This is a genomic window from Paenibacillus durus ATCC 35681 (assembly GCF_000993825.1).
GTDB classification, from domain to species: domain Bacteria; phylum Bacillota; class Bacilli; order Paenibacillales; family Paenibacillaceae; genus Paenibacillus_AQ; species Paenibacillus_AQ durus_B.
On sequence record NZ_CP011114.1, the window covers coordinates 2,030,188 to 2,055,788 of the forward strand.

The 25,601-nt window shown below is 50.7% G+C and carries 22 protein-coding genes; 17 read left to right on the plus strand and 5 right to left on the minus strand.

All coding sequences use genetic code 11. From position 1 onward, the window contains the following. The first annotated feature begins 340 nt into the window (after window positions 1-340). From VK70_RS09240 to VK70_RS09260, 5 genes are all read left to right on the plus strand, one after another. Window positions 341-1,021: a Crp/Fnr family transcriptional regulator gene (locus VK70_RS09240; RefSeq protein WP_025694618.1), complete on the plus strand. Its 681-nt coding sequence runs from the start codon at window positions 341-343 to the stop codon at window positions 1,019-1,021. 34 nt (window positions 1,022-1,055) lie between these two features. Then, the gene (locus VK70_RS09245; RefSeq protein WP_233277797.1) at window positions 1,056-1,961 is read left to right on the plus strand and encodes a nucleoside hydrolase; all 906 of its coding nucleotides are present in this window, start codon (window positions 1,056-1,058) and stop codon (window positions 1,959-1,961) included. 72 nt (window positions 1,962-2,033) lie between these two features. Beyond that, complete coding sequence (locus VK70_RS09250; protein WP_233277798.1) at window positions 2,034-3,371, plus strand: sugar ABC transporter substrate-binding protein; 1,338 nt, start codon at window positions 2,034-2,036, stop codon at window positions 3,369-3,371. 128 nt (window positions 3,372-3,499) lie between these two features. After that, entirely contained in the window at window positions 3,500-4,366 is an 867-nt protein-coding gene (locus tag VK70_RS09255; protein WP_025694615.1) for a carbohydrate ABC transporter permease, read from the plus strand. Window positions 4,367-4,373: 7 nt separating this feature from the next. After that, entirely contained in the window at window positions 4,374-5,219 is an 846-nt protein-coding gene (locus tag VK70_RS09260) for a carbohydrate ABC transporter permease (RefSeq protein WP_025694614.1), read from the plus strand. A gap of 320 nt (window positions 5,220-5,539) precedes the next feature. On the opposite strand, the gene VK70_RS09265 is transcribed toward VK70_RS09260, so the two are convergent. The 4 genes from VK70_RS09265 to VK70_RS09285 all read right to left on the minus strand — a co-directional run bounded on the left by VK70_RS09265 (window position 5,540) and on the right by VK70_RS09285 (window position 9,834). Beyond that, window positions 5,540-6,442, minus strand: a complete 903-nt coding sequence (locus VK70_RS09265; RefSeq protein ID WP_233277799.1) for an IS3 family transposase — start codon at window positions 6,440-6,442, stop codon at window positions 5,540-5,542. Between the two features lie 29 nt (window positions 6,443-6,471). After that, complete coding sequence (locus tag VK70_RS09270; protein WP_046723196.1) at window positions 6,472-6,792, minus strand: helix-turn-helix domain-containing protein; 321 nt, start codon at window positions 6,790-6,792, stop codon at window positions 6,472-6,474. A gap of 379 nt (window positions 6,793-7,171) precedes the next feature. Continuing rightward, the gene (locus VK70_RS09280) at window positions 7,172-8,350 is read right to left on the minus strand and encodes an IS110 family RNA-guided transposase (RefSeq protein WP_025694011.1); all 1,179 of its coding nucleotides are present in this window, start codon (window positions 8,348-8,350) and stop codon (window positions 7,172-7,174) included. 407 nt (window positions 8,351-8,757) lie between these two features. Continuing rightward, complete coding sequence (locus VK70_RS09285) at window positions 8,758-9,834, minus strand: permease (protein ID WP_025693862.1); 1,077 nt, start codon at window positions 9,832-9,834, stop codon at window positions 8,758-8,760. A 164-nt stretch (window positions 9,835-9,998) separates the two neighbouring features. Here VK70_RS09285 and selD point away from each other — a divergent pair, with 164 nt between their 5' ends. Both selD and mnmH read left to right on the plus strand, forming a co-directional pair. After that, window positions 9,999-11,048 carry a selenide, water dikinase SelD gene (gene selD, locus VK70_RS09290; protein ID WP_025693861.1) on the plus strand — a complete coding sequence of 350 codons (1,050 nt, stop codon included), beginning with the start codon at window positions 9,999-10,001 and terminating at the stop codon, window positions 11,046-11,048. A gap of 107 nt (window positions 11,049-11,155) precedes the next feature. After that, a complete protein-coding gene (gene mnmH / locus VK70_RS09295) occupies window positions 11,156-12,229 on the plus strand; it encodes a tRNA 2-selenouridine(34) synthase MnmH (RefSeq protein ID WP_025693860.1) in 1,074 nt (357 codons plus the stop codon). Between the two features lie 64 nt (window positions 12,230-12,293). Here mnmH and VK70_RS09300 read toward each other — a convergent pair whose 3' ends face one another. Continuing rightward, on the minus strand, window positions 12,294-13,151 hold the full coding sequence (locus tag VK70_RS09300; RefSeq protein WP_025693859.1) for an AraC family transcriptional regulator: 858 nt from the start codon (window positions 13,149-13,151) through the stop codon (window positions 12,294-12,296). A 193-nt stretch (window positions 13,152-13,344) separates the two neighbouring features. Between VK70_RS09300 and melA the strand changes: the two genes are divergently transcribed. From melA to VK70_RS09350, 10 genes are all read left to right on the plus strand, one after another. Further along, on the plus strand, window positions 13,345-14,643 hold the full coding sequence (melA, locus tag VK70_RS09305; RefSeq protein WP_025693858.1) for an alpha-glucosidase/alpha-galactosidase: 1,299 nt from the start codon (window positions 13,345-13,347) through the stop codon (window positions 14,641-14,643). Between the two features lie 82 nt (window positions 14,644-14,725). Next, on the plus strand, window positions 14,726-15,541 hold the full coding sequence (locus VK70_RS09310) for a DUF2935 domain-containing protein (RefSeq protein ID WP_025693857.1): 816 nt from the start codon (window positions 14,726-14,728) through the stop codon (window positions 15,539-15,541). A gap of 230 nt (window positions 15,542-15,771) precedes the next feature. Continuing rightward, a complete protein-coding gene (locus tag VK70_RS09315; RefSeq protein ID WP_025693856.1) occupies window positions 15,772-16,659 on the plus strand; it encodes a cation diffusion facilitator family transporter in 888 nt (295 codons plus the stop codon). 36 nt (window positions 16,660-16,695) lie between these two features. After that, window positions 16,696-17,514: an endonuclease/exonuclease/phosphatase family protein gene (locus VK70_RS09320; protein ID WP_025693855.1), complete on the plus strand. Its 819-nt coding sequence runs from the start codon at window positions 16,696-16,698 to the stop codon at window positions 17,512-17,514. Window positions 17,515-18,108: 594 nt separating this feature from the next. Beyond that, window positions 18,109-19,401 (plus strand): group II intron reverse transcriptase/maturase, encoded by a 1,293-nt coding sequence (gene ltrA, locus VK70_RS09325; protein ID WP_046723202.1) that lies wholly within the window; start codon window positions 18,109-18,111, stop codon window positions 19,399-19,401. Window positions 19,402-19,626: 225 nt separating this feature from the next. Continuing rightward, window positions 19,627-21,537 (plus strand): heavy metal translocating P-type ATPase, encoded by a 1,911-nt coding sequence (locus VK70_RS09330; protein ID WP_082210221.1) that lies wholly within the window; start codon window positions 19,627-19,629, stop codon window positions 21,535-21,537. 192 nt (window positions 21,538-21,729) lie between these two features. Further along, entirely contained in the window at window positions 21,730-22,029 is a 300-nt protein-coding gene (locus tag VK70_RS09335) for a metal-sensing transcriptional repressor (protein ID WP_025699284.1), read from the plus strand. Window positions 22,030-22,208: 179 nt separating this feature from the next. Then, a complete protein-coding gene (locus VK70_RS09340; RefSeq protein WP_025699286.1) occupies window positions 22,209-23,396 on the plus strand; it encodes an MGDG synthase family glycosyltransferase in 1,188 nt (395 codons plus the stop codon). After that, window positions 23,383-24,597 (plus strand): MFS transporter, encoded by a 1,215-nt coding sequence (locus tag VK70_RS09345; protein ID WP_046723204.1) that lies wholly within the window; start codon window positions 23,383-23,385, stop codon window positions 24,595-24,597. The genes VK70_RS09340 and VK70_RS09345 overlap by 14 nt, the downstream gene beginning before the upstream one ends. Window positions 24,598-24,744: 147 nt before the next feature. Further along, window positions 24,745-25,542 (plus strand): GNAT family N-acetyltransferase, encoded by a 798-nt coding sequence (locus VK70_RS09350; protein WP_025697736.1) that lies wholly within the window; start codon window positions 24,745-24,747, stop codon window positions 25,540-25,542. Window positions 25,543-25,601 lie beyond the last annotated feature (59 nt).

Genomic DNA, 25,601 nt, shown 5'->3' on the forward strand with positions numbered 1-25,601 from the left:
CCCGGCTCGTACATGCTTCTGAAACCCTGACAAGCTCTATAGTTATCGAGAGCTATAGGATCAAGTGAGATCAAAGGCCATTCTTTCCTGGTTATACGTAAAAAATGGGTTTTACAAACTTTAACCCCGCCATGACACGGCTTTTGTAAACCCCCGCCATACTGAAAGATACGAAATCACGATTGGGGGAATAGGACGATGCCGCCACTTCAACAGATTCTTCAATCCCTGTCGGGTACCCGACAGAATCTCCATAAAGATTTATCTATACTGAATTCAGGTTCAGCAAGTGGACAATCCCGTCTGCGCTTTGTGTACAGGAGTGGAGGAGGGGACTGCCTTGCTTGACCTTCAAACCGCAGCCCTCGCTCACAATCAGGCGGACCCGAAAAGCTCCGGGGATTCGGTATATGCCCTGCACCAGAGGCACGGCACTTTGCGACATTTTCCGAAAGGCTCCTTTGTCTTTACCAAAGGTTCGGTGCCTGCCGGTTCTTATTTCATCGAATCCGGGCTTCTGAAAGTCTGCCAGTTCACAGATGAAGGCCGCGACGTGACTTTTTTCATACGCAGAACGGGAGATGCGTTCGGCTTGGCGGAAATTATATTGCAGCAAAATCATCCTTGCTACGCCCAATGCCTGCATGACAGCCAGATCTGGGTGCTTGATTCATCGATTATACGCGAACAGATTTTGACGAACCCGGAAGTCACAAGAGATATTTTATATACGCTGACCCACAGGCTCATTCATCATCAAAGCACGGTCGAACTGCTGATCTCCAAACCTGTCGCTTGGCGTCTGGCCTGGCTGCTTCAGCAATTGGGAAACCCTTCTCCGTCCGGGGAAATCCAAGTCGAACTCGACCTGAATCATGAGGAAATCTCCAATATGATCGGCTGTACCCGGCAGACCGTCTCGGAACTGCTGAGCAAGTGGAAGCAACAAGGTTTGATCCGTTACGACCGTAAGCAAATCCTTATTCAGAACCTCAAACCCATCATAGGTGACCCGTACTAAATAGGGGTACCCTAGAGCAACCAGAGAGAAAGTAGTGGATTTATTGTCAAGAATTATTGTGGATACGGACATCGGAACAAACGCAGACGATGCTGTAGCCGTTGCACTGGCTTTAAAATCTCCGGAGATTCAAGTGGAAGGCATTACCACTGTCTACGGAAAGGTTCACACCCGCGCACGAATCGCTCAAGCCATCTTGCAACTGTGCGGGGTGAACCACGTGCCTGTATTTTTAGGTATACCGCTTCCTTTACTCAGAAACCGTCCCTTACTGCGGGCCGGAATCGAAGGAGGAGGCCTGCGGCTGAACGATGACTTGGAGCTTCCCAAGCGGCATGCCGTTGAATTTATCATCCAGACCATCCTGGAGAATCCGGGCGAAATCACGCTGGTCACGATTGGGCCACAAACCAATGTAGCGGCTGCCCTTATTCTTGAGCCCCGCATCGCCAAGCTGGTGAAGCGCATTGTCATGATGGGCGGTGTTACCCGGCTGGCATCTAACGGTGCCGAGCTGGAGCCGGTCGAGCACAATATCCAATGTGATCCGGAAGCCGCCTCAGTCGTGTTTGGCAGCGGCGCACCAATCCTGATGCTCGGGCTCGATGTCACGCGGCAAGCGATCTTTTCAAGAGCCGAAGCCGACCAGATGGCGCAAAGCGGGACTCCGCTGGCCGCCTACCTGGTCCGGATGATGCATACGTTCATGGATTATATGCAGAGAGACTTTTCCTACATGTGTGACCCATTGACGATTGCAACGCTGATTGATCCGACTTTGATTCGGGCCGTGCCTATGGAGGTCAGGGTCGAATATGATCACCGGGCGACTTCGGGACAAACGATTGCTGAGCTTAACCCGGCAAGCCACATCGAAGTGGCTTTGGAGCTCGATAAAGAACGCTTTTTTGAACTGATGTACCGACGGTTATTTTCTTGAAGGCAAGAAGGAAGAAGGCAAACTTTAGCTAAGTATAAAATTTTCCAATGAGAATGAGGTGGCGGTTTCATCATGACAAAAACATCGACAAAAAAATTCGGTGCCTGGCTCACCCTGCTCCTTGTCACAACAACGCTTCTGGCAGGATGCGCCAAAGACAACACAGCTTCTACGCCTGAAACTTCGGAAGCGCCAAACACCTCCGCAGCAAACACATCGGCAACAGAAATTACGTTCGCCGCGTACTCCAATTATGAGAAACCTCTGACGAAAGCCATTGAAGCGTTTGAGCAGCAGAACTCGAACATCAAAGTGAAACTTGACCTGGCTCCTTACGACCAGCTCATGGAGACGATTGAAATCAAGCTCGGCGCCAAGTCCAAAGATGTAGATGCCTTGTTTGTCGATTCGCCGCTTGTGATGAATTATTCGGTCAAAGGCTATCTTGAGCCGCTGGACAACCTGATTGACGCGGATGCGAAAAAAGAATGGACGCCTTCCGCCGTCGAAACCGTCTCGTATCAAAACCAATTGATGGCCGCTCCGATGAACAGCTCCAGCCAGGTGCTCTATTACAACAAAGATTTGTTCCAGCAACAAGGAATCCCTTTCCCTGCTGAAGACAAACGCATGACTTGGGAAGAGGTTGTCGCCTTGGCGAAAAAGCTGACCTCCGACAATGTCTACGGTTTCTCGTTCGAGCAAATCAGCAAAGCTTACCAAATGCTCGCTTTGTCCGACAGCCTGGGCGTTAAAATGATCAGCGACGACGGCTTGACCTCCACCGGGAATTCCAACTCTCCGGGAGCGGTGAAAGCTTTTCAATTCTATTCCGACCTGTTCAACAAAGATAAAGTAAGTCCGAAGATCAAAAAAGAGGAATCGCTCGATTACTTCACCTCCGGCAAAGTGGCGATGTACCTGGCAACCAACCAGAACATGCCCAAAATCCGCGATTCGGGGGTTAACTTCGGCGTCACCCTGCATCCCTATTTCGCCGGACAGAAAATCGCCACGCCAACCGGGGCCTGGAACCTTGGCGTGTCCAAATATTCGGACAAAAAAGAAGCGGCAGCCAAGCTGGTCGAGTTCCTGACGCTTGGCGAAGGCTCCAAAATTATTTTTGAAGAAGGCGGCACGCTGCCTCCGCAGCTTGATCTGCTGAACGCCATCGATTCTGATCCGAAATACGGAGAATTCCCGAACACGGTCATCCGGATCGCGGCCAAAGAATCGCGCGAAACCGCCGTTCCCCGTCCTAAGACGCCAGGTTATCTGGAATGGGAGTCGAATATGAATAAAGCTTTCGATGACATCAAAAATGGCGCCGACCCGCAAAAAGCACTCGATAATGCCGTCTCCGTCATCGACAACCAGTTAAAGAAATACCAGGGTGTAGCCGCTAAGTAAACGCATGAAACCTATGAGGGGGAAGGGGTGGCCTTCTCCCTTCTTTCTTCTTGTGTTTGCCGACCTGGTACTGTTCCTGTTCTATCAAACCAATGGATGATCTGATCTCCAACTTAAAGGTGACCTTTATGCGAAGTGAAAAAAACATAGGTACAATCCTGTTGTTTCTGTTCCCCGCCCTGGCGGGTCTGGTTCTATTTAAGCTGTATCCGATTCTAAGCGGATTTGTGCAAAGCTTGTACACCACAACGTTTATAACCGGCGGCCGCAGCTTCGTCGGATTGCAGAACTATATTTCTTTATTTACCGATCCGGTCTTCTGGAACTCCCTGAAAGTGACGCTGTTGTTCAACGTCATCATAAATCCTTTGCAAATCCTACTGGCCTTCTTCCTGGCGCTGCTCTTAAACGCCAAAATCAAAAGAATTGCCTGGTTCCGCAGCGTTCATTTCGTGCCTGTCGCGATTTCGGTTCCAACGGCCTGCATGTTGTGGAATATTATGCTCAGCCCGGAGCAGGGCGTGGTCAACTCCATTCTCGCTGCGCTTGGCCTGCCTCAGCAGCCTTTCCTTGGCAGCAGCTCCCAGGCCCTGGGCTCCATCATCGCCATCGCCTCCTGGAAAGGCGTAGGCTACTGGGCTTTGTTCCTGCTGGCCGGCCTGCAGGAAGTGCCGACTTCTCTGCTGGAGGCCTCCTCCCTGGACGGCGCCAGCCGCTGGAAGCAGATGATTCATATCGTATACCCGATGTTGAAGCGCCCCTTGACGTTTGTGGTAGTGTCGGTCACAACCGCCAATTTTCTACTCTTCTCGCCGATGTACATCTTGACAAAAGGCGGACCGGAGAACAGTACGGATGTGCTGATGTTCGAAAGCTTCAACAACGCTTTTTTATACTCAGATTTAGGCCGATCTTCTTCCATTGTCGTCACTTTGCTGCTGATCACGCTGACGATCGTCGCTTTTCAGTTCAGGTGGCTCAAGACTTCCCATTAGAAAGGAAATGAACGTGATTCGATTATTCCGCTCTTCCCTTCCGATTTATGTCATTCACCTGGTCCTGGCGTTAATCGTACTGCTTCCGCTCGCTTTTGCGCTTGTGTCCTCGTTTCGGCCTTTGGATGAGATCTACAAATACATGTCGCCTGTCACTTGGAAAACGTTTTGGCCTACCCAGTTCACCCTTGAGGCTTACCGTTCGCTGTTTACGGAGAGAGGGTTCGGCCAGATTTTCCTGAACACCTTTTTTATAGGCATCACTACCGTCCTAGGGGGGCTGCTGCTCGGCTCCATGGCCGCCTTTGCTTTTGTTTATTTGGAATTCCGCGGCAAATCGGCGTTGTTTCTGCTGGTTCTGGTAACGTTTATGATTCCTTTTGAGGTCATTTCCATTCCGCTCTACAGCCTGGTAAACAAGCTGGGATGGATCGATTCCTATGCCGGTATCATTGTGCCTGGCGTGGTCAATGGCTTGGTCATTTTCCTGTTCCGGCAATTTTTCCTGGAGCTTCCTTATTCTCTCGTCGAGTCAGCGCGTATAGATGGCGCTTCATGGCTCCGGGTATACGCCGGTATCGTCATGCCGATGTGCAAGCCGGTGACCGTCAGCGCGAGCTTGCTCATTTTCATTCAGCAGTGGGAGTCCTTTATGTGGCCGCTCATTGCCACCCGCTCCAAGCAATACAAAGTGATTCAAGTCGCATTAAGCGACTTCATCACGGAATACGGCACGTATTGGAACGAAATGTTCGCCGCAGCGATGTTGTCCGTGGTGATTCCGGTGATGCTCCTGATTCCGCTTCAGCGGTATTATGTGCAAGGAATCGCCAACACGGGAAGCAAGGAATAAAGACGCAGCAACGGAGCTGTCATATACTAGCGGCACGGCCACCTTCCTAAAAAAGTGAAGAAGCCAGCAAGTCTTTCGGTTATTGGAGACTCGCTGGCTTTTGCTGTTCTAATTAGGGTAATCGCTCTATCATCAAGGGACGGGTCAGGTTGGTTATGATTTTAGTTCAGCATCATTTGCAAACCAGCTAAAATGCAGCTTTTTTCGAGCAAAAACGTGGTTTCTCAAAGAAAACCTGCAATGACGGCTAGGCCCCTTAAATCCGGAGTCATGCCCTACAATTAACAAGCGTTCGTAAAATAACTCTTTATTTCAAGATATTACATGGCTTTATGAAATGTCGATGAGTCTTCCAGCGTTTTAACCCACTCTGAAAACTTCGCTGGAGGCATTAATTTCAAGCTGCCATGCATCTTGCGGTTGTTGTAGAAGTCCATATATTGATCGAGGGCCTCATAGGCTTCGTCGAAGGTCATGAACTCTCTTTTGCTGAACAGATCGCGTTCCAATAAGCTATGAAAGGATTCAATGTATGCATTCATATTCGGTGTCCGCGGCGGGATGCGTTCGTGAATCATGTCCAGGCTTTCACAGGTATCTCCAAATAACTTGCTGACGAATTGCGGCCCGTTGTCCGTTCGAATCACGGGCATAACTTCTCCGGATTGGAGACGACTCTGTAGCGCCCGCCATAGGGTTTGGACTGCATGTTTGGCCTCACATACGGGTCCTCTGTACTGCCGAACAACCATACGATCAAACACATCAATGATGCTAAGTACAAAAAAGAAACGTTCCTGACCGATGATATAGCCGTACTTGATGTCCATTTGCCACAACTGATTGGACCCGGTGACGACCCGGTTCTTGGGAAGCCGGCGTGGATGTGAGGGGAGGCGCTTACGGGATTGCTGAAGAATCCCTAGCTCTTTACACAAGCGATATCCTTTCTTCTTGTTCAGCTTTACGCTGTACCGGTTACGAATACATTGCGCAAGAAGTTTGTAGCCATAGACATGCTCTTCGCCTTCGAGGAGCTCAAGCAGCCATTCCTTGATTTGTTCGTCGCTGATTTTTTCTCCCGTAACCGTGAAGGAGTAACCCGGCACCGGACGTCCCATCTGGCCTTCTGGTGGGCGTTTTGTTGCCGGACGGGCAGCTCGTTTTTTACGATCATAGTACGTCGATTCAGATAATCCAAGTATTCGCAGAACCCGTGCCACTGGTTCCCCCCGCTTAATAAATAGGTCTGCTACTTCGAATTTTTCGGATAAGCGGGGTTTTTCTTTTTTAGCAGTTCTCGCAGAATCTCGAGCTCCAGTTCTTTTTCCCCGAGCACCTTCATGGCCTTTTCGTAGCGCTGTTCCACATCCTGCAGTCGCTGAAGTTCTTGCAGATGCTCATCTGCAACCGGAATATCTTCGGGTGGAATGGAGTCACGATGATCCCTAATCCACCCGCGTATGGTTTCTGGATGGATGTCATACATGCGGGATAATACCCCCACCTTAACTCCGGCTAACGCTTCCTTAACAACTTTAAGCCGTGCTTCCTCTTTCAGCCTCTTTCCCATTCTCGTCATCTCTCCCTTGTCTCCAGTTTAAATTATTGGGTGGGAGGACTCCAGTTTAATTAGGGGGCCTAGGAGATGATACAGGGAATTGAGGCTGTGCTGACTGAATTGGAGGCGGAGCGGAGAAAAACCTGTATTTCCGTAGGCATGTTATACATCGCTATTCTTAGTCGACCAAAAGATGTACAATTTCAGGTTTTCTGCATTTTCCCCGCTTCCATTCGGGTAGCCCCGCCCATCTACCTAAATCCCACCTGAAAAAACCAGCTAATACTTGTCAAGGATTTTGTATTGGTGATTTGCGTTCTTCTTGGTATACTATTTTTAAAGCATGACAAAGAACCTTCATTGGCGTGAAGGTTATGGATAATTATGGGTATTATGGTTGGAAGGGCTGCTTTTTACGGAGGATGGCGTATACGTGATGGAGTAGCTTGTTGGCGCAGGCGATCACAACCACCTTGTAGGGCTTGCCCTCTTTTCTTTTTTTATCGTAATAGTCTCGGATTCTAGGATTGGTTCTTCCTCGAATCCCGCACTGTACGGCTAAATATAACGCTCGACGAAGTCTCTTGGAGCCACGTTTTGTAATTCGGGAGCTAGTCGCCGTAAATTTGCCGGAGCTGAATATTCCAGGGTCTAAACCTGCAAAAGCCACAAGTTGTTTTGCTTCTTTAAACTGCCGAGCATCACCGATCTCTGCGACAATTGCAGCTGCAAGCTTATCCCCGATTCCCGGTATACTCTTCACTAATTCGACCTCTGGAAGACACGTTGCCAGCTCATCCATCTGCTTTTCTAGTTCGCTCAGTTGGTCTGAAAAAGCAAGGACTAAGTTGACCATACCACGTAAAACGGAGGTTTGAGCACGACTCCTTGACTGTTCTTTCCAGTAAGATAATGCTTCTTTCATTTGCTCCATCTTGGCTTCCGTCCACTTCTGAGAATGTGAACTCCTTGTACATTTTTGGATGACTGCATGAAGATTCTCGATTTGACCTTCCAGACAACAGGCCAATACGTGTAAAGACGTCACGGAGAATAGATTGCGAAAGACCTTCTCGTATGTCGGAAACACCTGATCCAGCAAGGCCCTCATGTTTAACTTCGCTTGCACAAACATCCCCGTCACAAACTCATGTTGTCTGGTTACATGTTGGAGCTCCGTAAACCCCTCATCCCAAGTCCGATGCGGTGTAACATCTCCCCGGTAATACATTTCGGCTAAGTGCCATGCATCTGCAGCATCCGTCTTTACCTTGCGCAACTGTGTGCCTTTCGCTCGTTTTGCTTGTAACGGGTTGACAATGAAGTACGTCCATCCGCTGCGCTCTAGATAGGCGACAAGTCCACGGTGGTAGTGGCCTGTCGCTTCAAGAATAACGACCGGGGGATGCATTGTCTTTGTCTGCAGCTCTGCTAGAATCTCCCCCAATTGCTCAAATCCGCCTTCCTCATGCGAGATGCTCATCGCTTTCCCGCAAGGCTCATTCCGTTTTAGAAATGCTTGTACCACACTGAATCCCTTTGCTACATCCACTCCCACTACGGGTTCCATAACAACCTCCTGATTATTATTTACCGGCAATCCTACGATGGTTCCAACCCCATAGCTTCGCTTGTGATGCGGGGTCCATTGCCCCTACCAGCTCAAACATGGTCATTGGAGGCAGTAGGAGAACAGTTTTTTTGACGGGGTATGCTCCCCAAGGACATCCACGTTCTCCCGGCTACCGCCATCTTAAAACAACTACAAAAATAGGCCAACCAGAAGTTTCTGGCTGACCTAATAATACGAAAGGGCATCCCATTAGCCCTTCTATGGCTTATGGGACATCCCCGTCTTTGCTATATCGTGGTTTGCACCAAGATAATTACACGATCCTAGCAAAAACTCCCAATCTACTGGTAAATAGCAGAAGGGAGTTTTTACTTAAGGATTATTTATCTATAAATCCGAATCCGTTACAGTACGATCGCGCCTACAGCACCTCCGAGAATACCGGCTGCAACGACGGAGAAGAAGACAAACCATACAACCCGGCGCGGAAATGAGCGGTAAACCATAAGCAGCGACGGCAGGCTGATAGCCGGCAGTGTCACGAGCAGCGCTCCGGCAGCGCCCGTGCCGAATCCGAAGGAAAGAAAGGTTCCGATAATCGGAATTTCCGCAGCTGTCGGAATGACAAACAGTGTGCCGGCAATGGCGAAGACCAGAACGGCAAGAATGCCGCTGGCAATTCCGGTTCCAAGCGACGGGAACATCCATGCCCGCGCCGCTCCCAACAGCAGAACCGTAAGGATATAGGCCGGTACAACGGCCAGAAGCATTCTTCCGGCAGCAGCAGCCCAGCGGAGCAGCAGCGGGCCTTGCGGCGCGGGAGCTTCCATCGCAGGTTGGGCCAGCGTATCGGGAACCTCTGTATTCCCGGCGAATTTATTAGCCAAGTAGCTGATGCCAAACGTAAGAATCAGTCCAAATACGATTCGCATCAGGGTAAATTTCCAGGACAGTACAAAGGTCATGAAAATGAGCGTTGCCGGGTTCAAGACGGGATTGCCGATCCAAAACGCCAGCGCGGCGCCAACCGATACGTTTTTCTTGCGCAGGCCGACAGCTATCGGTGCGGCGCAGCACGAGCACATCATGCCGGGCAGAGAAGCAAGTCCCGCGATCGCTGTGCTCTTGAAGTTAGCTTTTCCCAGAACCCGCAGCAGCCACTGGGACGGGATCAGAACCTGTACAAGCGAACCGAGCAGAATACCGAGCACTGCGGCTTTCCATACGGATTTGAAATAGGCTGCGGCATAATCCAAAGCAGCTTGCAGCGAAGGTGCGGGAGCCACGGCTTCTTTGCCGGTCAAAATGGAAGACCCGATAGAATGCTCGGCAGCAGCCTTAAACGCCTTGTGATAGTAGGGCCACCATTTGACATAGGAGAGTCCGGCTACGGCAATGAGCAGAAAGATGACCGTAAATACGATGGCTTTATAGTCCTTTGGTTGATTGGAATACGTTGAGCTGTTTGTTACAGGTGACATAGCAGCGATTAACCCCCATACTTTTATTTCAAATTTCATAATTATAGCATAATAAGGTCGTAAGGGAAGCACTATTTTGCGCAATGTTGTTAGGATCGTGTAATATAGGAGGTGCTATTGTTCTCCATTTCACGAATACTCAAATATAAGGAGTTGGCTCTTCAATGTCTCTTGCCGAACCTATTAAATTAACCTCGTTATCCTCTAAAGGAGGCTGCGGCTGCAAAATCGGTCCCGCCGATCTGATGCAGGTTCTCCGGAATTTGCCGAAATCGGTGCCAAATCCCGATCTGCTCGTCGGACTTGACACAAGCGATGATGCGGGAGTGTATCGTCTAAGCGATGAGCAGGCGCTGGTACAGACGGTCGATTTCTTTACGCCGATTGTTGACGATCCGTATTCCTTCGGTCAAATCGCCGCCGCCAATGCGCTGAGCGATATTTACGCGATGGGCGGTAAGCCGCTGACCGTGCTTAATATCGTCGCATTTCCTATTTCCACACTGGATAAGAGCATTCTGGCCGATATTCTTCGCGGCGCTGCGGATAAGGTGAGCGAAGCGGGCGCTACGCTGGTCGGCGGCCATTCTATTGATGACAAGGAGCCGAAATTCGGCCTTGCCGTCACCGGACTAGTCCATCCAGACAAAGTGCGGACCAATGCCGCCGCGCGTCCGGGGGATAAGCTGGTCCTGACCAAGCCGATCGGGGTCGGCATCCTGACAACTTCGATTAAGAAAAACCAGCTGTCACCTGAAGAAACCGCACGTCTGACAGCGGTTATGTCCACACTGAACAAGACGGCAGCAGAGGTCATGAGCGCGTACGAAGTCCACGCCTGCACCGACGTAACGGGCTTCGGACTGCTCGGACATGCCTCGGAAATGGCCAAGGGAAGCGGCAGCGGACTCATCATCCGCAGGGAGGCCGTACCGGTGCTGCCGAGAGTCCGTGAGCTGGCGGAGCAGGGCTTCGTTCCAGGCGGAACCCGCAACAATTACGCCCATCTGGAAGGTACGATTATTTATCCAGAATCGCTGGATCAGATTGACCGCTATATTTTATGCGATGCCGTCACCTCTGGAGGGCTGCTGATCTCCGTTGCCGGGCATGATAGTGAAGCGTTGCTAAGCGATCTGGCAGCCGCGGGAGTTGAAGCCGCAATGATCGGGGAAGTTACCGCCGAGCACCCTGGACAGATTACAGTCATATAAAGGTCCGGTGCAAGCAATTTAAGCCGAGGGGCAGGAACAACAGAGCCGGATGCCCCTAAGCGGCTTTTGATCGCGTTTACAGCAGGACATAAGAAGGAGAGAGACTATTGTTTCAGGATATTACACTCGAAGAGCTTCGGGCGCTGAAAGATCGCAAACAGATGACGATCATTGACGTCCGTTCCCCTTCTGAATACAGAGACTCCACGATTCCGGGCAGCCTCAACATTCCGCTGTTCGACGATGCGGAAAGGGCGGAGGTCGGCACCCTGTACAAGCAGACGAGCGTTCAGGCGGCAAAGGACCGGGGGCTTGAGCTTGTCTCTGCCAAGCTGCCTGCTTTCATACGGCAATTCGCTGAAATCCCCGGGGACAAGACGGTATTTTGCTGGAGAGGCGGCATGCGGAGCCGGACGACGGCGACCCTGCTCTCCCTGATGGATATTCACGTCAATCGTCTGACCGGCGGCTACAAAGCGTACCGGAAATGGGTGATGGATTCGCTGGAGTTCTATGATTTCAAGCCGCATTCCTACATTATCCACGGGAACACCGGTACCGGAAAAACGGCGCTGCTGCATCGTCTTCAGCGTAACAGCTATCCTGTGATTGATTTGGAAGGCATCGCGGGACACCGGGGGTCGATTTTCGGACAGGTCGGTCTCCAGGCAAATAATCAAAAGACCTTTGACAGTCTGCTGCTGGAGAAGCTGATCACGCTGGAACATTCGCCGTATGTGCTGTTCGAGGCGGAGAGCATGCGGATCGGCAAGGTAGTCATGCCGCAATTCATGAGCCGGCAGAAGGAGACGGGCACCCAACTGTGGATTGAAATGCCGCTTGAATCCAGGGTAGCGCAGATCATGAAGGACTATCGCCCAAAAGAGCATCAGGAGGAGCTCCTGATGGCATTCCGTAGAATTAAATCTCGAATTCACGTGCCGATCGCGGCGGAGATTGAACGGAGTCTCGTAGCAGGAAACTTCGAGAACGCGGTCCTGTTGCTGTTGGAGCATTACTATGATCCGAAATACGATTATACATCCCTATTGTACGGCGAGTCCGAGAAGGTGACGTTCAAAGTCAACCATTTGGACGAAGCGGAAGCGGCGGTAACCGCTTGGCTTAGCGAACGGCACCTCGAGTCCTCAAGTCGGGGCAATTGGAAGGCGCAGGCGTGACCAGGGCTCGCCTTCACCGCGTTTGGCGTATGGCTGGCGCATACCTGGCCAATAAGGCGGCAGCTTAACGCATAAACCCGCTGCGGTATTCGCTTGGAGACTGCCCGCACCAGTTACGGAACTGCTTGGAAAAGTAGAGCGCGTCGTTAAAGCCGACGGACGATGATACTTCATCAATCGTCAAGACTCTGCTTTCCAGCAGTTCTTTTGCTTTGTCCATCCGGATCTTCATCAGATACTGCTTCGGGGACAGCCCGGTCCGTTCCTTGAAAGCTTTGGAGAAATGGGCCCGGTGATACCCCAGAGAGGAAGCCATCTGGCTGATGCCGAGCTGCTGGTGGTACTGAAGCGACATCCAGCGTTTGGCCTGCTCAACCTGACGGTCGATCATCTCCGAATGCTGAGCGGCCGTGTCCCCCAAGTCTCTGCTCACAAGTCCTAGCCGATGGATCAGCAGCCTCAGCCAGCCCGATGCTTCCAGACTTTCCAGTTCGGGAAATGGCGATTGCTTGAAAGAATGCTTGATCCTCCGGTAGAAAGAATGAAGAGCCGAAGGGTCAGCACCTTTTAACACAGGCTTTTCCTGAGAAAATCCTGCTTGCTTTAGCAGCTGTGAAGCACCCTCTCCTTGGACCGCCGCCCACACATACTGCCAAGGCGTCTGCCGGTCCGATTCATAGCTGAACAAGCTGCCCGGCATAATGAGAAACGTATCTCCTGCCTGACATGAAAATTTACGCCCTTCGCTTACAAATATCCCCTCACCCGAAAGCACGGTATGAATTAAATAATAGTCATGGACGGATGGTCCGACCTTGTGACCTGGTTTGGGACTGCCTTCGCCGCTAAAAAGAACGATAAGCTCACCCTCATCAGGATGCAGGTTAATGCCGATTTCAAATTGATAATGATCGGGATTCATAGGTTCCTCCAGAAATGAGAGATAGGTGTTTTTCACTATAACTTTACTATAAAGATACGACAAACCTCCATATGTTCCTTTTATTCCTCCATATAAATTTCATGGGTTGTGCTCTATAGTAAATAGTGAAAAGAGGGACGGTATCAGCGAAAAAAGCTGCATTATCTCCCCAACACAAGGAGGAATAGAGTCGATGTCCAAAATTACATTTATCGGAGCAGGAAGCACAGTTTTTGCTAAAAATGTATTAGGAGACTGCATGGCTACACCGGCACTTCAAGGGTTTGAGCTGGCGCTGTACGATATTGATTCCCGCCGTCTGGCGGATTCCGAGAATATGCTGCTCAACTTAAAGCAAAGCGGCGGCAGCACCTGTGAAATCAAAGCCTATACCGACCGCAAAGAGGCGCTGCGCGGTGCCAAATACGTCATCAACGCGATTCAGGTGGGCGGTTACGACCCCTGCACCATCACCGACTTTGAAATTCCGAAAAAATACGGCCTGCGGCAGACAATTGCCGACACGGTCGGCATCGGCGGCATTTTCCGCAACCTGCGCACGATACCCGTTATGCTCGATTTTGCCGCAGATATCCGTGAAGTGTGTCCGGACGCGTTCTTTATGAACTATACGAACCCGATGGCCGTGCTCACAAATGTGATGAATACGTACGGCGGAGTGCGGACGGTCGGCCTGTGCCACAGCGTGCAAGTATGCGTGCCGCATCTGTTCGAGCATCTGGGTATCGATCAGGAAGGCGTGCAGGCGAAAATCGCCGGGATTAACCATATGGCCTGGCTGCTGGAGGTTACCAAGGACGGCAAGGACCTGTATCCGGAAATTAAAAGACGCGCCACCGAGAAGCAAAAGGAACCGCATAACGACATGGTCCGCTACGAGATTATGCAAAAATTCGGCTATTACAACACGGAATCGTCAGAGCATACGGCGGAGTATCACCCGTACTTCATCAAGCGGAACTATCCCGAGCTGATCGACCGCTTCCAAATTCCGCTGGACGAATATCCGCGCCGCTGTGTGGAGCAGATCGAACGTTGGGAGCATATGCGCGAGGAACTGGTGAACAACCGCAATCTGGAGCATGAGCGCTCGCATGAGTATGCATCGTATATCATCGAAGCCATAGAGACGAATGTTCCGTACAAAATCGGCGGCAACGTCATGAACACTGGCCTCATCACCAACCTGCCGAGGGAGGCTTGCGTGGAGGTGCCATGTCTGGTGGACCGCAGCGGAATCCAGCCGACCTTTATCGGAGATTTACCGCCGCAGCTTGCGGCGCTGAACCGCACGAACATTAATACTCAGCTTCTGACCATCGAAGCGGCAATCACGCGCAAGAAAGAACATATTTATCACGCGGCGATGCTCGACCCGCATACGGCAGCGGAGCTGTCCATGGATGACATCGTCAGTATGTGTGATGATCTAATTGCCGCTCATGGAGATTGGCTCCCGAACTATAATTGATATTTTAAAGTAATGTCATAATGGACCATGCAACCCCATATCCCTAAAGCAGGTGATTTTTTCTGCAAAGGGGGGGATAGGCTTGGATGAATTCGTTGCCCGGTCATTGGATGAAATACGATTTTGGTCCAGGATTATGAAGGAGCATTCATTTTTTCTTGGGTTAGGATTTAGAGCGGAGGATACTGGGCTTAAAAAAGAAGCAGACCGGTTTTATGCGATTTTTGAGGATATTGAGCGAAGATCCCACGAATTTCAGATCGACACAGATCCGAGCATAATCAAAAATTTTAATACAGAAGTGGCTATAGCGGCGACTCATATTTGGGCTTTTAAAAGAATGGTGCTTGGCCTGATCCTGCAATGTAAACTTCCCGGTCAGACAAACTTCCCTTTACTGGTGGATCATATTAGCCGGGAAGCCAATTATTTCAGAAACCGCTTAGAAGAACTCAATACAGGAAGACTCGAACCCTTACCCGATGCGATTATCGACGAAAATGTCTTTTTCTTAAAAATTATGGCCGACCATTCCAAATTCATTAGCCATTTGCTAGATCCGTCTGAACGGAATTTAGTCGAGCAAGCGCGGGAATTTAGTAATGATTTTGATATGCTGGTGTTCCAGGCGATTGATTTAAGCTCGATGCGCCCGCAATCTCAAACCGTACCGCTGCTAAGTCAATTTGTTGATGAGAACAAGGTATCCGTTAAAGCATTGCGTGATTTCAAGAAAACCGCACGCGATTTAATCAATGAATGCCGGATAAAAAGCATTATTCATCCTCTATTGGCGGATCACGTATTTCGTGAAGCTGAGCGGTTCCTGTCCATTCTCGATATGTTCGATCAAGCCTTATCGGGGGCTAAAGTTAATAAGAGGGAAATTCTGCATTGATCTTTTGAATCGAATCATAGAAGATAAAAGGCGCGCTGAAATCAGCTCGTCTTTTTTTGTGCGGGAAATTGCCGGATTTGAATAGTCGCAAATATTTTGCTCATAGGCAAATTTGTTTATTTGCATTTATTTATTAACCTTGATGAAAAAACGTTTCTCTAGACCCACTTATACCCAAACTGATACTATTAGCAGGTATGGAAATGAATTGGAAGGGGCTTTATTTTAGAATGGATCAGCAAAGGTACGATAATTTGAAATTAGGTGAACGTGGAGCAATAGTTAGTATTATTGCTTACATCTTGTTATCCGCTTCAAAATTAATCATTGGTTATGCAGCTAACTCTGAAGCTTTGAAGGCGGATGGTCTGAATAATGCGACGGATATTGTGGCCTCCATTGCCGTATTAATTGGTTTAAGATTAGCACGGAAACCGGCAGACGAAGATCATCCGTACGGACATTGGAAATCCGAAACCGTAGCCTCTTTAATGGCTTCTTTTATCATGATGGCTGTAGGGTTGCAGGTGCTTTACGGAGCTGTTGTTTCCATGTTTCATGGAAGGGAACAGTCTCCTGATCTCATTTCCGCATGGACAGGGATTTTCTGCGCGATCGTAATGTACTGTGTCTATCGATACAACAAAAAATTGGCGCTCAAAATAAACAGTCAAGCCGTAATGGCTGCGGCCAAAGATAATATATCTGATGCATTTGTGAGTATTGGAGCGGTTGTCGGGATCATTGGTTCCCAATTTAAATTGCCTTGGCTTGATCCGCTGACGGCTGTTGCGGTAGGATTCATTATTTGTAAAACGGCTTGGGAAATTTTTTGTGAAGCATCCCATTATTTAACAGACGGTTTTGATGAAAATATGATTCAATCATTCAAAGAAACCATATTGCAAGTAAACGGGGTGGAGGGAGTTAAAGAAATAAGAGCCAGAAATTACGGAAGCAATGCCGTTGTAGACGTTGTATTGCTAGTCGGAGCAAAACTGAAGTTTCAAGAAGCTCATGAAGTCGCAACACGGGTTGAAGATGAATTAAAGCGCAACTCTGATGTGTATGAAGTTCATGTTCATTATGAGCCGGCAAAAATAGCGAAGGCAAAATGAGCTCTACATAAAAATAGAGAAAGCCAGGGGATCGTCTTGAAAATAATGACGCTGAACGTCCACGCATGGATGGAAACGGACCAGCTTCGGAAAATAGAAGACTTGGCCGAGTTTATCAGGGAGCAGCAGTTTGATGTTATCGCTCTGCAGGAGGTCAATCAGTCGAAGGGAGAGGAAGCGTTATCCGCTGCGGCTTTGGACCGTTTTGTCCCGGCTGAACCGGAAACGGTAGTTAGGCAGGATAATTACGCTTACGTTCTGCTGCAAAAGCTCGGTGTCCCTTATTATTGGACTTGGATACCGGTACATACGGGATTTGTTAAATACGACGAGGGTCTGGCGATCTTATCGCGTACACCTATCACCACCGCTTTCAGTGAGTACGTGTCGGTTATAAGAGACTATGAGAATTACCGTACACGGAAGATTGTCGGCGTCAAAGCAGAGATTGGCGCGGAGGAATCCTGGTTTGTAAGCGGTCATTTCGGCTGGTGGAGTGATGAAGAAGAGCCTTTTCGAGGGCAATGGGACGCCGCGCAGACGAAGCTGGATACACTGAAAGAATTGCCGGTGTTTATCATGGGCGACTTCAACAATGTGGCGGAGATTCGGAACGAAGGCTACGATTATGTTATTGAAAAAGGCTGGCATGATCTGTACGCTGCAGCGATCGTGAAAGATGACGGAGCCACAGTAACCAAGGCTATCAAAGGCTGGGACGATAATAAAAGTAAGCTGCGCATTGATTATATTTTCTCCAGCCGTGCGCTGCAGGCCAAGTTCTGCCATGTTGTTATGAACGGCATCCGGGGAGAGGTCGTCTCGGATCATTTTGGGGTAGCCGTGGAGTTGTAAAGTATACATACTGCTCATTCCTCTTGTCCGGCGAATGTTCGCCGGGTAATTTTTGCGTGATCGCGTGCCCAGATAAGCACGCATCTTCTAGCCGGTGAAAGTCCGGTCACGGGAGGGACCAAGCCCCCGTGTAGCTAGGATACCTGCGTATGGCGAAATCTGTGCGTAGAAGCGTATCGACGAAAGTACTTGTCAGAGACAAGGCGAGCAACATACCAGGCCGTAACATAAAGTGAATCCTGCCGCGTCGTCAAAAAGGCCTCGCAAGAGGGACAAGAGGAAGCCGAGTCTCGGATCATTGGACGAAGGCCACGGAAGCTGTCTAGAACTTGGAGCGACAGCGAAGAATCCTCCGGCGTATGGGGAGCGGCATGGTCTGAAAGAGGATGCAGTGAACTGGGGATACCCTCCCCTGCACGGAGTTTTTTTTTTGAAACACCGTAAAGAGACGCTCTATAAGCTCAACAGGTGAAGTGAGTGGTCTGCAGGAAGGGAGTCCGAGGGGCTCATAGTACCGAAGAATCGCAGGACAACACAACCTGCGGGAGGGAAGGAGCCCTGCTTTGTTCAGGTTTCACAAGGAGGTACGAGTCAGTGAATGCCAAACGGCTAACAACACCAAAGGAAAACGTTCAACAACTCCAAATGAAACTAGGTCATGCGGCCAAGGAAAACAAGAAACGCAGATTTCACGCGCTGTATGACAAGGTATACCGGATGGACATCTTGCGGGAAGCATGGCGGAGAGTACGGGTCAACAAGGGAGCGGCAGGCGTGGACGGAGAGACGCTGGCGGACATTGAAATGTACGGCGAGCAGCTATTCCTGCACGAATGTGAGCAGCTTTTGAAAGACGGCAAGTATCATCCTCAGCCAGTGCGGCGGCAGTACATCCCGAAGAAGGATGGCAAAATGAGGCCGCTTGGCATCCCCACTGTCCGGGATCGGGTCATACAAATGGCAGTGAAGCTGGTCATGGAACCCATCTTTGAAGCGGATTTCCAAGAATCCTCTTTTGGATTTCGACCGAAGCGGAGCGCCAAGCAGGCGCTGGAACGCATTCGGAAAGCCTGTAACCGGAAAGGTAATTGGGTGGTCGACGTCGACATCCAAGGCTACTTTGACAACATCAATCAGGAGAAGCTTATGAAGCTGGTAGAAATGCGAATCAGCGACAGACGTGTACTAAAACTGGTGAGGAAGTGGCTGAAGGCTGGGGTTCTGGAAGAAGGAAGCGTCCGGCGCTCAGACCTTGGAACACCGCAAGGCGGAGTCATTTCGCCGCTTCTAGCGAATATCTACCTGAATTACTTCGACAACCTGTGGGAGCGTCACGGCAGCGGGACTGGAGAGCTTACCCGGTATGCGGACGACCTGGTCGTAGTGTGCAAGACGAAGAAGGAAGCGGACCGTGCGTACGCTCTCATTCAAGCGATCATGGAGCGACTGGACCTGACCTTGCACAGGGCGAAGACACGGGTTGTCGGACTATGGACTGGCGAGGAAGGATTCGACTTCCTGGGGCTGCACCACCGAAAGACAAAGGCAGAGACCTCGCAAGGGAAGGTGTACTATACGACCCAGCAGTGGCTAACCCGGAAAGCGGAAGAACGCATACGGGAAGTAGTAAAGGAGCGGTTGGCTCCGCCGGCCATGCGTCATAAGTCGCTTAACGATCATGTGGCATGGCTAAATCCGAAGATACAGGGGTGGCGCAACTACTACTACACGCCTTACAGCCAGCAGAAGCTTGCGAAACTGGATTGGTACATTCTCCAGCGACTTGCCCGGTGGCATGCCAAGAAACGCCAGCGCAACAGGTGGATGAGTTTAGTACGAGAAGTGAACATCTTAGCTCAAACGATGGGACTTAAAACGCTCTTGTGATCTGCATGCCCATGAATGACGAACATCGGAAAGCCGTATGAGGGAAAACCTCACGTACGGTTTGATGAGGAGGGGCTGAAAATTTCTTCAGCCCTTTACTCTAGAATTATTCGACTTTTGTCACAACTTAGTTGACATCACATCTTTACAACAACCCCCAGGGGGGGATAATATGGTGAGAACAGTTCTCAATATTGGTTACATTTGGAGGGGGAAATACTAGGTATGGGACAAGTTATGTTAGCTGAAGAAAAAGAAGACAATAAGCCTTTAAGCACGCTGTGGGAACAGCATGGAGGCTTGATTATCGCGGCGGTCTGCCTGCTGTTTATCGGGCTCGCCTGGGTCATGGGCAGGAATGATCAGGACATGTTGGAAATTACGTTTTTCATTCTTGCCTATCTTGTCGGGGGCTACCGGAAGGCATGGGAAGGTCTGGAAACTCTGTTTAAAGAAAAGGATCTGGATGTAGACCTGCTGATGGTTGTTGCGGCGGCGGGCGCTGCGGCGATTGGTTACTGGCTGGACGGCGCGATGCTGATCTTTATCTTTTGTCTCAGCGGTGCGCTTGAGGATTACACGATGGAGAAGACGAATCAAGATATCGCCTCTATTCTAAAGTACCGTCCGGAAGATGCGGTTCTCCTTAAAGATGGCGGCGAAGTCAAGGTCAGAGCGGCTCAGCTGCAAAAAGGCGACATCGTGCTCGTCAGACCGGGCGAACGCATTCCCTGCGACGGCCACATTCTCGAAGGGCATTCGGCAGTAGATCAATCCTCCATCACAGGTGAATCCATTCCCGTCGATCTTGCTGCCGGCGACAAGGTCTTCGCGGGAACGATTAACGGACAGGGGGCGCTGCGGATCTATACGGATAAGGGCGCGGAAGACACGCTGCTGGCCCGGATTATCCATCTAGTGCAGGAGGCCAAGGATGAGCTGCCTCCGAGTCAACTGTTCGTGGAGCGTTTTGAAGGCATCTACGCCAAAGTTGTGGTCGCGGCTGCCCTGCTGCTCATGGTTGCCCCGCCATTTCTCTTCGGCTGGTCCTGGGAAGCGACCGTCTATCGGGCGATGATCTTCCTTGTTGTCGCTTCGCCGTGCGCGCTCGTTTCCTCGATCATGCCCGCGATTCTGTCCGGCATCTCTAACGCCGCTAGAAAAGGCGTGCTGTTCAAAGGCGGAATCCATCTGGAGCAGATGGGTGAAGTAAGCGTCGTCGCCTTCGACAAGACGGGTACTTTAACCGAAGGCAAGCCGAAGCTGACCGACGTTCTGCCGTCGGGCGGCAGCAGTGAACAGGAGCTGCTTACGCTCGCCGCTTCGCTGGAATATTTGTCGGAGCATCCGATCGCCAAAGCCATTGTCAATTTCGCCAAAGCCAGTGGTATTCAAATGGAGCCGGCGGCGGACATGCAGGCTGTGCCCGGGATGGGCGTCAGCGGAACCGTAAGCGGCAGGAAATGCCGTATCGGTAAAAAAGAACTGCTGGCGGGCCTGGACATGGAAGATGCCAAGCTGCAGGCGGCGGACATGCTAGAGGCGGAAGGGAAAACGGTGATCTTCGTCGAATCGGAAGGCGTTCTGATCGGCATGCTGGCGGTTCAAGACGTGATGCGCGCCGGCGTGCGGGAAGCCGTAATGAAGCTAAAGAGCATGAATAAAAAGGTTGTCATGCTTACCGGGGACGCTAAACTCACCGCCGAGGCAATCGGCCGCGCGGCCGGCGTCGACGAAGTCTATGCCGAGCTGATGCCCGATCAGAAGCTTGCGTTGATCCGGCAGTTGACCGGGCAGTTCGGCAAGGTTGCCATGGTCGGCGACGGCGTCAATGATGCGCCCGCGCTGGCGGCTTCCGCTGTCGGGATCGCCATGGGCGCCGCCGGGACGGACGTAGCGCTGGAAACAGCGAATGTCGTGCTGATGAACGACGATATTTCCAAAATACCGTTCGCGATCTCACTTGGGCGGCGGACGCGGCGAGTCATCCGGCAGAACATTTCCTTTGCCCTGGCCGTCATCCTCATCCTGGTCGTATCCAACTTCTGGGGCGGAATCAATCTGCCGTCCGGCGTGGTCAGCCACGAAGGAAGCACGCTGGCCGTTATCTTAAGCGGGCTCCGGCTGCTCCGCTGATCTGCCGCACTCTAATTCGTACCTGAACAGAGCGGGAATGACGTTCTACAAGCAGCAGCTTCCGAAGTCCGTCCTCACTGGCAGTCACTCCTGTATTGGCAAAATTGTGCTTGTCCATCATTTCTTGGTATAATAGCGATATGTCAGTCATACTCGGCATATGAATAAGAGAAGGATCAAAAGAGGTGCAATATGGCACAGGAAGCCAGAGTTCACGAAGATAATCACGAGCACAAGTACCGTAAGCAGATCGTCAACCGGCTGGCCCGGATTGAAGGCCACGTTCGTGCCGTCAAGGAGATGACCGCCGAGGACCGGGACTGTTCCGAAGTGCTGCTGCAGATCGCTGCCGTGCAAAAGGCTTTGGACAAGGCTGCCAAGCTTCTGTTAAAAGACCATTTGGAGAACTGCGTGGTCAAAGCCGTCCATCATGGCAACGAGAGCAAAGTTCTTGAAGACCTTAATAAAGCGCTGGATAACTATATCCGTTAAGTTAAGAACTGTCGTTAATTAGACGAAGGGACTTTTCATTTTTCTAACTCTGGCACATTATAATTAGAATCAGGGATAGATCACTAACGGGTATTTAATAATATATAGCGTATGGTTTAATCGTCCTCTTATGTTTAAGTATTACAGTAATATAATAAACTCGTCAAAGGAGACTACCGATGAAACCCGATCCTGTGGTGCTTATTGTATCGTCTGCGTTTGGAGACGGTCACGCCAAGGTGGCTCAGGCCATTGAACAGTCCTTCCGAAATAGAGGGATAAACCGGGTGCATATTGTGGACCTTTTCGGTGAAGTGCATCCTTTACTGAACGGAATCACGCGGACATTTTATTTAAAAAGCGCCTCATATGCTCCGAATCTCTACGGAATCATGTACAATATGACAAGCAAAATGAAGCCGGGCTACCCGCTAGGGCAATTTCTGCACTCCATGGGCAAGCATAAAGTAAGGAAATTCCTGAATGACCTGCGCCCGGATCTAATTATTCATACCTATCCATATTTAGCCGCTTCACAGCTGGGAATTGAGTCGGCGGACAATGTTCCGGTCTTTACGGTTCTGACCGACTATTGCCTGCACGGAAGATGGCTTCATCCCCGCACCATGAAGTATTTTATCGCCAGCGAAAGCATCAAGCAGGAACTGATGAAGGTTGGCGTAGCCGAAGAAAGGATCACGGTCAGCGGTATTCCGATCCGTGCGGCATTTTCCGAGTCGGCCGATCGGGCTGAACTCATACGGAAGCATGGGCTGCGGGAAGACCGGCGCTATATTCTGCTGTCTGCGGGAGCCTACGGTGTGTCGACCAAGGTACGCAAAATATTAAAAAGCGTGCTGGAGCATACCGATTTCGACTCCATTGTCCTCTGCGGAAATAATCAGAAGCTGCGCTTGGCGGTAGAAGCCGGCTACCGGAACAATGAACGCGTTCATATTCTCGGATATACCGATGAAATCCATGAGCTGATGTCCGTGTCCTCCTGTCTGCTAACCAAAGCAGGCGGCGTGACCCTTACCGAAGCTTTTGCGCTATCGCTGCCTGTTATCGTGTATTGTCCTCTTCCCGGACAGGAAGCAGGAAACGCAAAAGCGCTGTCCCGTCAAAAAGCGCTATATACCGCGAGCACCGAAAAAGAGTTGATCGGCCGTCTCCGTCTCCTGGAAATGAAGCCTTACCGCGAGGAAATTAAGCGCCAGATGAATGCCATATCCCGGAAGAACGCAGCCGAGCAGATTGTAAGTGAAGTGCTGGAGAGTCTAGAGCACCGTCCTTCATATCTGGGGCAGCCGGCACATTCACTGCAAGTGGAAGGGAAGGCGAAGACCGCTCATGGATATCGCTAATAAGACGGAGGCGCCTGATGCTGCGCTTCCTCGTCTGGGCCTGGCGCTCTTTTTCATAGAGTGGGTGAGGGGGGCGTTTCTGGTTGCCTTTTTGCCTGTCTATGCCATCGATCATCTTGGGTTGTCCGCAGCCGCGGTCGGGATTGCCGTATCGATTCATTATTTGACCGACAGCCTGATCAAAGGCTTCATTGGCTACCTGCTCGACAGACTGCCTCACCGAACGGTGCTCCATAGCGGATTTGGCATTGCCTTGGCCGGGTTGCTCCTGATGGTGACGACTAACCATGCTGGTCTTCTGATTGCGGCTTCAGCCTTGCTCGGAGCGGGCTTATCACCGATCTGGATCATTTGCATGAGCCACGTCAGGGAGGAGAACCGCGCCCGGCAGATGGGGAGCTTATACGTGTATTGGATGGCGGGTCTGGGCCTTGGAACGGTAATGATTAATGTAATTATGGACTGGGGGTTAACCTTATCTCTCCTTGCAATCGGGCTTTTCTTCGCTGCGGGGTGGGTTGTAGCGGGTCTGGCCCGGTTATCGGAGGCGCCGGCGCCCCAGGCCCAAATAAAGGTGGGAGAACAGTTTGCCGCTCTATGGCATAAGGTGAAAAAGGGCGGGTTTCTGATGCCGGGGATGCTGCTGCAGACCGCAGCCGGGGGAATGATCGTGCCGTTATTAACAACCTTTGCTGTGAACCAACTTGGTCTATCCCACTCCGGGCTTTCGCTGGCGCTTCTGATCGGCGGGGGAGCTGCCGTACTGCTCATGGTGCCTATGGGCAAATTATTCGATATGATCGGCGGCAAATGGTTTCTGGTTCTGGGCTTCGCCGTATTTGCAGTATCGCTGTATTTACTGACCTCCGCAGGTTCATTTGTAAGTGTCGTTGTTCTAGCACTCTTGATGGGCTGTGCCTACGCTACTCTGCTGCCTTCCTGGAACGCGCTGATGGCGCTATATATACCTGAGAGCTCGGTAGGAATGAGTTGGGGCCTGCTGTTCTCGGTTGAAGGTCTTGGGGCCGTGATCGGTCCCTTCATTGGCGGCTGGCTTGCAAGCGGCGGCAATGAAGTCATCCCATTCAAGGTGAGCGCTTGTATATTCGGAGTAATCAGTCTCATTTATCTGCTCTCGCCCTCCGAAAAGTTCGCTCATCCGGAGCGCCAGTCCAAGCTGCAGCAGCAGCAAACAAATTAGCATACGGGCTTGAACGATAAGCCGGGAGAACTTGGCCTTTGCCGAGATTCTCCCGGCTTTTTTAATCAACAACTTCGATTTGTTTACGCCTTGTCATTTCCATGTTATGTTATTTCTATTGATATTTAGACGATTGGCGGGGAGCATATGATTCGTAAGCTGAATGAACAAGACCGGTCGGAATTGCTTGCTTTTTTGGGAAAAGCTCCGGCGCTGAACTTATTTTTAATTGCGGATGTGGAGAACTTTGGGTTTGACCAGGATTTCCAGGAGGTATGGGGTGAATTTGAACCGGAGAATGGGCACATAAAAGCGGTTCTGCTGCGCTACGAGCACAATTACCTGCCCTACGCGGCTGGGCCATTTAATGTACAGGGGTTTGCCGACATCATGAAGCAGGACGAAAAAATGGAAATGCTGTCCGGATCAACCTCCATAGCCGGGCTGTTCAGCCCATACATAAGCTTTCGTAAGGAGAAGAGCATGCATTTTGCCGAACTGAAAGAGCTGGAAGGTGAGCAAAGTGTGCCGGTCTCTGCGGAAATATCCGCTCAGCGGGCGACTCTCCAGCATGTGGAAGCCATTTGTTCGCTTATGGACGGGATTGAGGAGTTCGAAGTGGGCCCGGAAAGCTCGCGTTCAAATATGCGGCGGACTCTGGAGACCGGAACGGGGCGCACTTATTTTGTGGAACGGGATGGACGTACGGCTGCTGCGGCATCAACTACAGCGGAGAGTTCGATGTCTGCAATGGTAGTGAGCGTAGCCACGCATCCGGATTACCGGGGGGAGGGACTGGCAACCTTAGTAGTAACAAAGCTGTGCTCCGATCTGGTGAGTGAAGGGAAGTCGCTGTGCCTGTTCTACGATAATCCGGACGCGGCCTCCATCTACAAACGAATCGGCTTCCGGGACATCGGCGATTGGTCGATGATGTACAGATAGACAGCCTCGAAAGCTGATCTTGGAGAAACTGACTTTGTAATCTTTTTCGGCTGCGTTAT